The sequence below is a fragment of the Streptomyces sp. NPDC091209 genome, assembly GCF_044757755.1.
GTDB lineage: Bacteria > Actinomycetota > Actinomycetes > Streptomycetales > Streptomycetaceae > Streptomyces.
Genome location: NZ_JBIVVR010000006.1, coordinates 61,073 through 73,483 on the forward strand (window position 1 = coordinate 61,073; position 12,411 = coordinate 73,483).

A 12,411-nucleotide genomic window follows, 5' to 3' on the forward strand; every position below is an offset into this window, starting at 1 on the left:
TGGAGGGTTACCCGCACGGGCGTCCGGGGTGTCACCCCCGCCGGGGTCGGTACCTTCACCTCACCGGCGTCCGTGGTCCCGTCCACCGGTGTGGAGGGTTACCCGCACGGGCGTCCGGGGTGTCACCCCCGCCGGGGTCGGTACCTTCACCTCACCGGCGTCCGTGGTCCCGTCCACCGGTGTGGACGGTTACCCGCACGGGCGTCCGGGGTGTCACCCCCGCCGGGGTCGGTACCTTCACCTCACGGGCATACGGGGTCCCGTCCCACCGAAGTGAGCGGTCTCCGCACCGGTGTCCGGGATGTCACCCCCGCCGACGTGGGCCGTCCTGCGCACCGGCGTCCGGGGTGCCACCGCACCGGCGGTGTTGTCACCGCACCGGCAGGGTCACCGTCACCGCCAGGCCCTCGCCGGGGGCCGTTCGTACCGCCACGTTGCCGCCGTGTGCCCTCACCACACCCTGCACGATCGCCAGGCCGAGCCCGCTGCCCGCGCCCCCGCCGGCCCGGAAGAAACGGTCGAAGATGCGCGCCGCGTCCTCCTCCGCGAGCCCGGGACCCTTGTCCGCGACACACAGCCGTATGACACCGTCAGCCCGCTCCAGAGCGAGCCGCACGGGCACGTCGTCGGGCGTGTGGGTGCGTACGTTGCCCACGAGATTGCCCAGCACCTGCCGCAGCCCCGACTCGTCGGCCTGCACGAGCAGCATGCCGTCGGCGCCCACGGTCACCGGGCGGCCGGGCTGCTGGGCGCGCAGGTCCTCCGCCGCGTCCCGCACGAGCCGGCTCAGGTCGACGTTCCTGAACCGCAGTTCGGGCCGTTGGTCGAGACGGGCCAGTGTGAGCAGTTCGTCGACCAGCCGGCCCATGCGGTCGGCCTCCGCGTTCATCCGGTCCCAGGCCCGTTTGCGCTCGACGGGATCGGTCAGCATCCCCTTCTCGTAGAGCTGGAGGTAGCCGCGTATCGCCGCCAGCGGTGTGCGCAGCTCGTGCGAGGCGTCCCCGACGAACCGGCGGAGCTGGGCGGCGCTGTGCTCACGCGTCCGGTAGGCCGACTCGACCTGGTGCAGCATGGAGTTGAGCGCGAGCCGAAGCTGCTCGACCTCCTGGGTCGGATGATGGCTGGAGGGCACGCGCCGGGTCAGATCGCCCTCGGCGATGGCCGACGAGGTCTCCACCATGGCCTCCAGCGGCAGCATCCGGCGCCGCACGCTGAACATCGTCAGGCACGCGAGCAGCGCCAACAGCAGGGTGCCCACGGCCAGATCGAGCTTGAGCGCCTTCGCGACGCCCTTGTGCAGTCCGTCGGTCGAGGTGGCGAACAGGACGTACGTCCCGTCGGCGAGCCGTGCCCCGGTCGCCCGGTAGGCGGCGCCGCGCACGGTGACGTCGCGCGGGTCGGCGGAGCGGGCGAGCGCGGCCGGGTCGTCCACGGCGGCGGCGAACGCCCTTTGCGTCCGGGTGGGTTCGACGCCGGCCACCTCGACGGCCGCGCCGTGCCGGTCGACGGCCGCGAAGATCGAGTCCGGCTTCGGTGACTCGTCCACCGCGGGCCCGATCCGGTCGCGGACGAACGCGAGGGCGCTCAGCGAGTCGATCTGGCTCATGGTGAGCTGCGAAACACCCAGCGACTCCCGGGTCTTGGCGAGCTGCGTGTCCACCTGGTCGAGCAGATAGTGCCGCATGCCCATCAGGCTCACGGCGGTCGCCACCACGATGCCCAGGGCGAGGAGTCCGACGTTCGCGATGGTCAGCTTGCCGCGCAGCGAATGCACGCCGTGTTTGTAGCGCGGGGGTCGGCAGCCGGGCCGGACGGGCGGGTTCACGCGAGTCCGTATCCGACGCCCCGGCGGGTCTGGATCACCGGTGGCCCCAGCGGTTCGAGCTTGCGCCGCAGATAGCTGATGTACGTCTCCACGACCGTCGACTCGGCCGAGTGCTCGTACTGCCATACATGGCGCAGGAGTTGCTCCTTGGGCACGATCCGTCCGCCGTTGCGGACGAGGAAGCGCAGCAGCGCGTACTCGGTGGGGGTGAGCTCGACCGTGGTGCCCGCGCGGTGGACGCGGTACGTCGTCTCGTCCAGCTCCAGATCGCCGTAGCGCAGGGGCGGGCGCTGCGGCAGGACGTCGTCGGGCCGCGTGCGGCGAAGGACGGCGGTGATCCGGGCGACGACCTCGTCGATGTTGAACGGCTTGGTGATGTAGTCGTCGCCGAAGCCGAGCGCGCCGACGATCTCGGCGGGCGCGTCCCGCGCGGTGAGGAAGACGACGGCCAGGTCCGGCTGCCGGACCCGCAGTTCACGGCCCAGGGCCCGGCCGTCGCCGTCCGGGAGCATCACGTCGAGCAGCGCCGCGTCGGGACGGGTGCGCTCGGCGAGGGCCAGCGCCTCGCGGACGGTGCCCGCGGCCATCACCTCGAAGCGGTGGTAGCGCAGCGCGATGGTGAGGACGTCCGCGATGCTCGGCTCGTCCTCGACGACGAGGACGGTGGCTCCCTCGTGAGCGGTCATGCCCCCAGTATCGGCGGGGCCACCGACAGCGGGAGCCGTTCGCGCCTTGGAGTTCCTTGAGAGTCATGGGCGGGTCATGTCCACACGTGCGCGTCGCCGCCAATCCTGTTGCCCAGGACCTGGGGGACCGACCGACCGACTAAGGAGCGTTGAACGTGGCGGCATTGGCACGGTGGTGCTATCGGCACCGGCTGGTGGTCCTGTTGCTGTGGGTGGGTGCGCTGTTCGGTCTCGGCTTCGCGGCGACCACCGCGGGCACGGACTACGCGAACGTGTTCTCCCTTCCGAACACGGACTCCAAGCGTGCGTACGACCAGATGGAGAAGGCCTTCCCGAACAGCGCGGGGGACACCGACACGGTGGTGTGGAAGGTCGACGCGGGCACGGTCAGGGACGCCTCCGTGCGCTCCCGGATCCAGCCCGTGCTGGACGAGATCGCCGGTATGAAGGGCGTGGGCCAGGTCGCGGGGCCGTACCAGGGGGAGCGGGGCGCCGCGCAGGTCAGCCGCGACGGCAGGATCGCGTACGCCCAGATCACCTTCGCCGAGCAGGCGAACGCCGTACCCAAGGAACTGGTGCAGAAGGTCGTCGACACCGCGCAGGGAGCCGAACGCGGCGGACTCCAGGTGGAGTTGGGCGGTCAGGCGATCCAGCGCGTACAGGAACCGCCCACCGGGCTCGCCGAGATGGTCGGCATCCTGGCCGCGGCCGTCGTGCTCTTCCTCGCCTTCGGCTCGTTCTTCGCCATGCTGCTGCCGATCGGTATCGCGATCTTCGGGGTCGGTACGGGGCTGTTCTCCACGCAGTTGCTCAGCCACAGCACGGCCATCCCGGACCTGGCCCCGCTGCTGGCCACCCTGATCGGCCTCGGCGTCGGCATCGACTACGCGCTGTTCATCGTCACCCGGCACCGGCGCGGCATCCTGCGCGGACTGGCGCCGGAGGAGTCGGCGGTCGTCGCCCTCAACACCTCGGGCCGGGCCGTCCTGTTCGCGGGCGGCACGGTGTGCATCGCGCTCGCGGGCATGCTCGTGACGAATCTCCGCTTCCTGGACGGCGTGGTCATCGGCACCTCCCTCACCGTCGTGTTCAGCGTGCTGGCGGCCACCACCCTGCTGCCGGCGCTCCTCGGAGTGCTCGGCACCCGGGTGCTCAGCCGCCGTCAGCGGCGCAAACTGGAGGCGCGGGGGCCCGAGCCGGAGCGGGCGAGCGGGACAGCGGCCCGTTGGTCGATGACCGTGCAGCGCCGCCCCCGGATCATCGCCACCCTCGCGATCGTCGTGATGGCCGTCCTCGCGATCCCGGTCCTGTCGCTGCACCTCGGCGCCACCGACCAGGGCAACAACGACGCCACGACGACGACCAGGAAGGCCTACGACCTGCTCGCCGAGGGCTTCGGGCCCGGCTTCAACGGCCCCTTGCAGGTGGTCGCGACCAGCGGTGACACCGGAGCCCTGGTGAAGGACATCGGCGGCACGCCCGGAGTCGCCGCGGTCGCCGCTCTGCCGCCCGCGCACGGGGTGACGGTGATCCAGGTGATTCCGGCGAGTTCACCGCAGTCGACGAAGACCGACCAGCTCATCGACACCCTGCGGGACCGGGTGATCCCGGACGCCGGGGTGACGGCCCACGTCGGTGGCGTCACCGCCGTGTCGAAGGACTTCGCCACCATCACCGGCGACCGGCTGCCCCTGTTCGTCGCCACGATCATCGGCCTCGGCTTCCTGCTCCTGCTGATCGCCTTCCGGTCCCTGGTGGTCCCGCTGACGGCCGCGCTGATGAACCTGATCGCCGCCGCCGCGTCCTTCGGTGTCCTCGTCGCGATCTTCCAGTGGGGCTGGGGCCTGGGACTGCTGGGCCTCGGCAAGGAGGGCCCGATCAACGCCTTCCTGCCCGTCATCATGCTCTCGCTCCTCTTCGGCCTCTCCATGGACTACCAGGTGTTCCTGGTGAGCCGTATGCACGAGGAATGGGTGCACACGAAGGACAACGCGCGCGCGGTGCGGGTGGGTCTGGCCGAGACCGGCCGGGTCATCAACTCCGCGGCCCTGATCATGGTCTGCGTCTTCCTCGCCTTCGTCCTGAGCGGTGACTCGGGAGCGGCGATGGCGGGCGTCGGCCTGGCGGCCGCGGTCGCGCTGGACGCCTTCATCCTCCGTACGGCCCTGGTCCCCGCCGCGATGCACCTGCTCGGCAACTCCAACTGGTGGCTGCCCGCGGGCCTGGACAAGCGGCTGCCGCACCTGGCGGTCGAACCGGCCGAGACGCCGTCCGAGGACGCGGCTCCGGCCGGGGGCGGCGCGTCGGTGGTCCACGGGTTCGTCCGTGACGCGGAGGGCGCGCCCGTCGACGGAGCGGTCCTCGCCCTGCTCTCCACGGGCGGCCGTCAACTGGACCGGGTGACCTCGCTGGCCGACGGTTCGTACATCGTCTCGGTGCCCGCCCCGGGGACGTATCTGCTGTCGGCGACGGCCCGTTCATACGGGGCGCGGGCAGGGCACGTGGTCGTCACGGACGAACCGCTGGTGCACGACGTGGAGCTGGCGGAGGGAGAGGTGGACGCGGACGCGGTCAACTGAGGCCGCCGGACGCCTGACCGTCCCGAGGCAAGGGCTGATGTAAGGGGTGTCCGCCAAGGCGGGCGCCCCTTACTCCGTCTTCTTGGCCGGGTCGGGCAGGGCCTTCGTCATTCCCGGCAGGAAGTCCGTGAACAACTCGTGCACCTCGTGGACGAGGGGCCGCAGAAGCCGGAAACGGGACAGCTGGACGCCGCGGGTGGTGAGGCGTGCGCCGCGCTCGGCGAGCCGGTAGCTGCGCTCGCGACCCTCCGTACGGTCGAAGACCCAGTACAGGACGAGCCCCATCTGGGAGAGCCACATCAGCTCGGGCAGCACCTCGCGCAGTTCCTCGGGCACCTTGGTCTTCGCCCCGGCCAGCACCTCCTTGTGGACGCTGATGGCCTCCACGCGCGCGTGCTCCGACTCGGGGGAGAAGGGACTGAGCGGACTGTCCGGGTCGGCGGCGTTCTTGAAGAACTGCACGGCGAACTCGTGGTACGGCGTGGCGATGTCCAGCCACACCCTCAGCACGCCGCCCAGCCGGGCCTCCAGATCCGTCTCACGGTCCAGCACCTCCCGGACCGCCTCCCGGTGTTCGGCGGCGATCCGGTCGTAGAAGCCCTGGATCAGGTGCTCCTTGCCGGCGAAGTAGTAGTACGCGTTCCCGACGGAGACCCCGGCCTCCTGGGCGATGGCCCGCATCGTCGTCTTGTCGTACCCCCGCTCCTGGAAGAGCCGCATCGCGGTCTCCAGGATCAGGGCCCGGGTCTGCTCGCTCTTGGCCGGGCTCTTCGCCGTCTCCTTGCCCGGGGACGTGGGGGGCTCGGAGGCCGCGGCGGACTCGTCGGGCGCGGAGGACCCGATGGGGCCGGGGCTGTCTGTCGGTGCTGGCACGGGACGAGCCTAACGAGTGGGAACGGTCGGACATGCGCCGCCGTCGCAGGCGGGAGGTACGTACGTCCATCCCGCGGCCGGGTCGTAGCTCCACCCGTCGCCCCACTGGTACGCGCCACCGCCCCACCGCCGGGACGTCCGTGACGCCTGCGCTCCGCGCCACTTGGCGGCGGCGAGGGTCGCGCCCCTGGCCAGCCTCGCACCCGTGGGAGTGCTCAGCCGATGGGCCAGCGCCCGGTGGTCGCGCAGCGCCCACAGGGTGACGACCCAGGCGGCGGCGCCCTGGTACACCTGCCCGCCGTCGCCCACCACGGTGATCTCGTCCAGGGTGGCGCGGTGATCGAGCCCGGGGAAGCGCCGGGCGGCCTCCTCGGAGCCCGCCGGCACGAACCGGAGCGGTACGAGGTGGGCCTGCCCGGCGAGCCACTGCTTCAGGAAGGCGCACAGCGAGCAGCGCGCGTCGTAGAGGACCGTGAGCCCGAGGACCGGGACGCGCGCGGCGCCCCGGTCCCGGGTGGCTGAGGTGCCGGCCACCGGTCTCAGGCCCCGAGGGTGGGGGCGACCCAGTCCGTCGGCTGCACCGGCGGCATCTGCTCCCGCTCCATGACACCCCGCCGCCGGATCTTGTTCAGCACGTAGACGTTCCCCAGGTGCATGACGCCGAGCACCAGCAGGACGACGCCCAGCTTGGTCGACAGGGCTTCGAAGACCTCGCGGGCGTTGGAGATCTCGTCGCTCTGGTGCAGATAGAGCGCGACGAAGCCCAGGTTGACGAGGTAGAAGCCCACCACCAGCAGATGGTTGACGGCGTCGGCGAGCTTCTCGTTGCCGTGCAGGACGTCCGCCAGGAAGATCCGTCCGTTGTGGCTCAGCGTGCGTGCCACCCAGACCGTCAGCGCGATGCTGACCAGCAGATAGATGACGTACGCGACGACCGTGAGGTCCATGGTCCCACCCCTTCTTGAACGCGTTCAAAAACGCTGTCTGGGATGAATGTAGACCTGCTTTTGAACATGTTCAAGTCGGATCTCGCGAACGGATCGGCCGCGCTCGGGCCGCAGTGCGTCAGTGCCGTGTCCAGGGGCGGGGCATCGAGGTGAGTCAGGGCTATCCCTGGGCCCCGCGGGCCAGTTCGGGGCGCTTGGTGTAGTCCGTCAGGCCGATGACGTTGCCCCAGGGGTCCGCGATCTCGACGGTCCAGCCGGTGGCGCCGGGGAAGGGCTCGTCGAGGGGTGCGATGCCGGCGGCGGCCAGCGAGCGGGCCGCGGTGCGGGCGTCCGGCACCTCCAGCCACAGCCGCGGCGACGCCCACGGTGGCGGCCGGTGGCTCAGCTCCTCGTCCAGCCGCAGCAGTACACCCGGCGTCTCCTTGCCCACCTTCAGCAGCGCGATCCCGGCCTCGTCGAGCCGGAAGGCCGGCGGGAATCCGGCGCGCTCGTAGAAGCTCACGGCCTCACCGAGATTCCCCACGGGCAGCAGTACGTTGTCGAGTCCGAGCAGCTCGTATGACACGTCGTCTGACATGCCATCAGATTAGGAGTGGAGCGAAGGGCGACGAGGAAGGGCTGACCGCGGGCCGAACATGTGATCACCCGTTGAGGCGAAGCGGCTTCCATTCCCCCTGGGTACGCTGAATCGACAGGCGAGACTCCGGCTCATGGGAGCACTGATGAACGCCGCATCCGAGAACGGGCTCGACGACGAGCCGGCGTACCGCTGGCCGATCCCGCCGCCCGAAGGCTGGACCGCGGACGACCTCGACCGGATTCAGGGCCTCCCCCCGCACACGGAGTTGATCGAAGGGAGTCTCGTCTTCAGGAGCCCGCAGACCGCTTTTCACGGACGCTGTACGCGTCTGCTGGAGAACACTCTCCTGGAGCAGGCCCCGGACCATCTCGACGTCATGCGCGAGATGACGATCGGACTCGACACCAAGAACCGGCCCGCGCCGGACGTCATGGTGTTTCCGGTGGACGCGAACACAGGGCCGGGACAGACCTGGTCAGGCCCGAGGGCATCCTCCTGGCCGTCGAGGTGGTCTCGCCCGACTCACGCGAACGCGACCGCGAGGTCAAACACCGTAAGTACGCCGAGGCCGGGGTCCCGCACTTCTGGCAGGTCGAACAGGACGAGGACAAGGGCCTGCCCGTCGTCTACGTCTACGAACTCGACCCGGCCACCAAGTCGTACGGCCTCACCGGGATCTTCCACGAGCGCCTCAAGGCCACCGTCCCCTTCGAGATCGAGATCGATCTGACGGCCATCGGCAGACGGAGGGGCGGTTCGGGGTCGACGGCGGAGACAGCGCACGAGGGCTGATCGGGGCTCGGTGACCGATTGTCAGTGGTGGCTCGTACTCTCGTCGGCATGGGAATGGTGACGTTCGTCGACGAGACGACCAGTGGGGGCCGGGGCGCCGGCTGGGGGATCGAGATCGCCGAGGAGCGGCTCGCGGTGCGCGAGTTGATCCGGCGGCGGGTCTTCCAGGAGGTCGCCGAGTACAACGCGCGCATGCCGGAGGTCTTCCAGGGGCTCGTGCAGCCCGAGGACACCGAGCGAGTGCTGAACGGCTACGCGCTGCGCACGCCCCGCCGGATAGACCCGGAGGCGCAGAGCGAGCTGGCGCTCAAGGCCTTCGCGGGGAACGGCTTCCTGGTACTCGTGGGCGAGCGCCAGGTGACCGACCTCGACGAGGAGATCGAGTTGGTCCTGGGCACCGAGGTCACCTTCCTCAAGCTCGTCGCGCTGGTAGGGGGATGACAATGGCCGACACCAAGACGCATCTGGGGTGGATCCGCTCGCAGGCGGCCGCCGGCAACATCGGCGGGCTCGCCACCGACCTCCTCAGGGCCGCACTGGTCAACACGGGCCAATGGGGCAGTGGCTGGGACGAGATCCTCGACCTGCTGGGCGCGCTCCCCGCCGACCAGCGGGAAAGGCTGACCGGCGCCCTGGCGGAGGGCTATCACACGGTCGGCGGCAGATCGGAACCCCGCAACCACGTGCTGACCATGCTCGCCGCCATCTCCCACGGCCTCCCGGAGTACCCGCTCGCCGACGAGCGGGCGAGGCAACTCGAGGAGCTCGGCAGGCAGAACACCGTCTGGTACGCGACGCGGATGGACGTCCTGGCGGAGGCCGAACTGGCGGCCGGCAGCACACTGGACCCGGCCGTGGTCGCGGTCTTCCGCCGCACGGGCATGGACACCTACGGCCCCGAGTTCGCGGTGGACTTGATGAAGAAGCTCACGGAGCCCGTTCTCAACGTCGGTGAGGAATGGGCCGAGCAGGCCATGAGGGACAGCTCCACCCCCGACTGGCAGGCCCTGCTGACCCATCTGACGACCGCCACCGCCTCCAAGCCCTCCGCCAAGTGGGACCAGAAGGCCCGCGCCCTCGTCGAAGCCCTCGGACCCGACCGGGTCCGCGTCACCGCGCTGTCCTGGCTCGCCCTCGTCGGCCGCCCCCGGACGTTCCGGCTGGAGGTCCGGTTCTCCAGCCCGGACGTGAACGACGCCTACGACCCCTGCAACGCCAACGCCCTGCGCGGCCTCGCCTGGCTGGTCTCCCTCCTGCCGCCCCACGCGGACATCGCACGGGCCCTCGGCGCGCTCGTCGAGACCTCCCTGAAGAAGGTGTCCGGACTCGGCCCACGCAACCCGAAGGTCGCCAACGCCGGTGTGATCGCACTCTCCCGCGTCGACGGCGAGGCAGCCCTCGCCGAACTGGCCCGGCTGGCCACCCGGGTGACGTACAAGGCCACGGGCAAGCTCATCGACGGCTTCATCGAGGCGAAGGCCGCGGCCCTCGGTCTGAGCCGGGAGGAGATCGAGGAACTGGCCGTCCCGGCGTACGGGCTCACCGACGTCGGGCAGGCACGTCACGAGCTCGGTGAGACCACCGCGCTCCTCGAAGTCCAGGGCACCCGCGCCGTGCTGAGCTGGCACAACGCGACCGGCAAGGCCGTCAAGAGCGTGCCCGCCGCGGTGCGGCGCGACCACGCCGAACAGCTCAAGAAGCTCAAGGCGGCGGTCAAGGACATCGACAAGATGCTGTCGGCACAGGCCGAGCGCCTGGACCGGCAGTTCCTCGCCCGGCGCACCTGGACGTACGACACCTGGCGCGAGCGCTACCTCGACCACCCGCTCGTCGGCACCCTCGCCCGCCGGCTCCTGTGGACGGTCGACGGCACACCGGTCGGGTTCGCGAACGGCGAGCTGCGCACCCTCACCGACGACCCGGTGAAGAAAGGCACGGAGGTCACCCTCTGGCATCCGGTCGGCCGTGAGCCCGCCGAGGACGTCGCCTGGCGGGACTGGCTGGAGCGGCACGAGATCACCCAGCCCTTCAAACAGGCCCACCGCGAGGTGTACCTCCTCACCGAAGCCGAGCGGGCGACGGCCACGTACTCGAACCGCTTCGCCGCCCACGTCGTGCGCCAGCACCAGTTCAACTCCCTGGCCGCCGTGAGGGGCTGGCGCAACAAGCTCCGCCTCTGCGTCGATGACGCGGCGCCCCCGGCCACCCGGGAACTGCCCCAGTGGGGGCTGCGCGCCGAGTACTGGATCACCGGCGACGGCGAGTACGGCGAGGACACCACCGAGGCCGGCAGCTATCTGCGGCTGCGCACCGACCAGGTGCGCTTCTACCCGCTCGACGCCCCCGAGAACTGGGCCCACTGCTACGGCGGCGCGTACCGCATGTCGCTGCGCGACGGCGAGAACCCGGTGGAGCCCCTGCCCCTCTCCGAGATCCCGCCGCTGGTCCTGTCCGAAGTCCTGCGGGACGTCGACCTGTTCGTCGGTGTCTCCAGCGTCGGCAACGACCCGACCTGGCAGGACGGCGGTCCGGGCGGCCGCTTCCAGGAGTACTGGACGTCGTACGGCTTCGGCGATCTGACGGAGACCGCGCAGACCCGCCGCGCCCTGCTGGAGCGTCTGATCCCCCGGCTGGCGATAGCCGACCGCTGCACGCTGGAGGGCCGCTTCCTGCAGGTGAAGGGCGAGCGCCACACGTACCGGATCCATCTGGGCTCGGGAAACATCCTGATGAGCCCGAACGACCAGTACCTGTGCATCGTCCCGAAGTCCGCCGCGGGCGGGCCCCAGACCGGCTATCTGCCGTTCGAGGGGGACCGGATGCTGGCGGTGATCCTCAGCAAGGCGATGCTGCTGGCGGACGACCTCCGGATCACGGATCCGACGATCCTCGGGCAGCTGTGACCGGGGCCGCCGCCGACGTCGGACGCCGTACGTCCGCAGGTCGGGGGCCGTTCGGTTGCGCCGAGGGTCCGACCGGCGGCCGTTGAGAGCCGGTCGGGAACGTTGACGGCCGTTCCCGACCCAATCGACTTCTCTCGCGCGGGCCTCCTCCTGCAAGATGGCCTGACTCGTTCGTTCCTCGAACTTGAGTCCCATGCCGTCAGGCACCCGCACTTCAGGAGTCAGCACCTTGACCGACCAGCCGCAACAGCCGCAGCAGCCGCCGAACCAGCCGCCCGGCTATGGCTATCCGAACGTCGGTGCCACTCCGCCCGGCGGACCGGGCCCGTACGGACCGGGCCCGTACGGGCCCGGTCCCTACGGAGCCGGCCAGCCCGGCGCCTACCCGCCCCCGCCCCAGGGGCCGTACGGCCACCCGGGGCCCGGTGGCTACGCGATGGGCCCGGTCCCGCCCGGCACGTACACCGGAGACCCGAACGCTCCCTACGGCTACGACCCGTACGGCCGCCCGTACTCCGAGAAGTCGAAGATCGTCGCCGGTATCCTCCAGCTCGCTCTGGGCGGCCTCGGTGCCGGGCGCTTCTACATGGGCAATGTCGGCATCGGCCTGGCCCAGCTGTTCACCTGCGGTGGCATGGGCATATGGGCCCTGATCGACGGGATCATGCTGCTCGCGGGCAACAACGCCACCGACTCCGATGGCCGGGTCCTGCGTGGCTGATTCCGTCGCGGCGCGCGGGCTCGCGCCGCGGCACCCGGCGGCGGCACCCCTCGCGGTGCTGGCCGCCGGGGCGGCCGGGGCCGGCTATCTGTACGTCACCGATCCGCACCAGCCGGGCCATGTCCTGCCCGGCTGCCCGTTCCGCCTCCTCACCGGGCTGCTCTGCCCGGCCTGCGGCGGAACCCGCATGGTGTACGACCTCATGCACGGTCACTTCGCCGAGGCCTGGCTCGACAACAGGGCGCTGCTGCTCGCCTCGCCGTTCGCCCTCGTACTGCTCGCGCGCTGGATCACGGAGGGGCTGCGCGGACGCCGCTGGCGGCCCGAACTCGCGCCCCGGACACAGTTGCTGGTCCTCGCGTTGGCGATGGCCTGGACGGTGGCCCGCAACGTCGTCTAGGGGCGTACAAGCAAGGCCGCGTGCTGCGCGGCTGACGGCACGGGACATGCCGAAGGGCCCCGCTCCCAGGAGGAGCGGGGCCCTTCGGACGCAGGACCTGTCGGT

General features: G+C 70.8%; 11 protein-coding genes and 1 pseudogene. 6 read left to right on the forward strand and 6 right to left on the reverse strand.

From position 1 onward, the window contains the following. Positions 1 to 370: 370 nt before the first annotated feature. Positions 371 to 1,774, reverse strand: a complete 1,404-nt coding sequence (locus tag ACIQRL_RS18570) for an ATP-binding protein (protein WP_401332514.1) — start codon at positions 1,772 to 1,774, stop codon at positions 371 to 373. Positions 1,775 to 1,821: 47 nt separating this feature from the next. Continuing rightward, a complete protein-coding gene (locus ACIQRL_RS18575; RefSeq protein WP_401332516.1) occupies positions 1,822 to 2,511 on the reverse strand; it encodes a response regulator transcription factor in 690 nt (229 codons plus the stop codon). Between the two features lie 164 nt (positions 2,512 to 2,675). Here ACIQRL_RS18575 and ACIQRL_RS18580 point away from each other — a divergent pair, with 164 nt between their 5' ends. Next, positions 2,676 to 5,090 carry an MMPL family transporter gene (locus ACIQRL_RS18580; RefSeq protein WP_401333327.1) on the forward strand — a complete coding sequence of 805 codons (2,415 nt, stop codon included), beginning with the start codon at positions 2,676 to 2,678 and terminating at the stop codon, positions 5,088 to 5,090. 69 nt (positions 5,091 to 5,159) lie between these two features. On the opposite strand, the gene ACIQRL_RS18585 is transcribed toward ACIQRL_RS18580, so the two are convergent. From ACIQRL_RS18585 to ACIQRL_RS18600, 4 genes are all read right to left on the reverse strand, one after another. After that, positions 5,160 to 5,963, reverse strand: a complete 804-nt coding sequence (locus ACIQRL_RS18585) for a TetR/AcrR family transcriptional regulator (protein ID WP_401332518.1) — start codon at positions 5,961 to 5,963, stop codon at positions 5,160 to 5,162. A 9-nt stretch (positions 5,964 to 5,972) separates the two neighbouring features. Next, positions 5,973 to 6,497, reverse strand: coding sequence for a thiol-disulfide oxidoreductase DCC family protein (locus ACIQRL_RS18590; protein WP_401332520.1), 525 nt, complete (start codon positions 6,495 to 6,497; stop codon positions 5,973 to 5,975). Between the two features lie 5 nt (positions 6,498 to 6,502). Further along, the gene (locus ACIQRL_RS18595) at positions 6,503 to 6,910 is read right to left on the reverse strand and encodes a hypothetical protein (protein WP_401332522.1); all 408 of its coding nucleotides are present in this window, start codon (positions 6,908 to 6,910) and stop codon (positions 6,503 to 6,505) included. Between the two features lie 160 nt (positions 6,911 to 7,070). Then, positions 7,071 to 7,487, reverse strand: coding sequence for a VOC family protein (locus ACIQRL_RS18600; protein WP_401332524.1), 417 nt, complete (start codon positions 7,485 to 7,487; stop codon positions 7,071 to 7,073). Between the two features lie 145 nt (positions 7,488 to 7,632). Here ACIQRL_RS18600 and ACIQRL_RS18605 point away from each other — a divergent pair. From ACIQRL_RS18605 to ACIQRL_RS18625, 5 genes and pseudogenes are all read left to right on the forward strand, one after another. After that, a pseudogene (locus ACIQRL_RS18605) lies at positions 7,633 to 8,282 on the forward strand (Uma2 family endonuclease). 48 nt (positions 8,283 to 8,330) lie between these two features. Next, positions 8,331 to 8,723 carry a hypothetical protein gene (locus ACIQRL_RS18610; RefSeq protein WP_365870730.1) on the forward strand — a complete coding sequence of 131 codons (393 nt, stop codon included), beginning with the start codon at positions 8,331 to 8,333 and terminating at the stop codon, positions 8,721 to 8,723. Next, positions 8,720 to 11,185 (forward strand): DUF4132 domain-containing protein, encoded by a 2,466-nt coding sequence (locus ACIQRL_RS18615; RefSeq protein ID WP_401332526.1) that lies wholly within the window; start codon positions 8,720 to 8,722, stop codon positions 11,183 to 11,185. The genes ACIQRL_RS18610 and ACIQRL_RS18615 overlap by 4 nt, the downstream gene beginning before the upstream one ends. Before the next feature lie 229 nt (positions 11,186 to 11,414). Then, positions 11,415 to 11,906 (forward strand): TM2 domain-containing protein, encoded by a 492-nt coding sequence (locus ACIQRL_RS18620; protein WP_401332528.1) that lies wholly within the window; start codon positions 11,415 to 11,417, stop codon positions 11,904 to 11,906. Continuing rightward, the gene (locus tag ACIQRL_RS18625; protein WP_401332530.1) at positions 11,884 to 12,306 is read left to right on the forward strand and encodes a DUF2752 domain-containing protein; all 423 of its coding nucleotides are present in this window, start codon (positions 11,884 to 11,886) and stop codon (positions 12,304 to 12,306) included. The genes ACIQRL_RS18620 and ACIQRL_RS18625 overlap by 23 nt, the downstream gene beginning before the upstream one ends. Positions 12,307 to 12,411 lie beyond the last annotated feature (105 nt).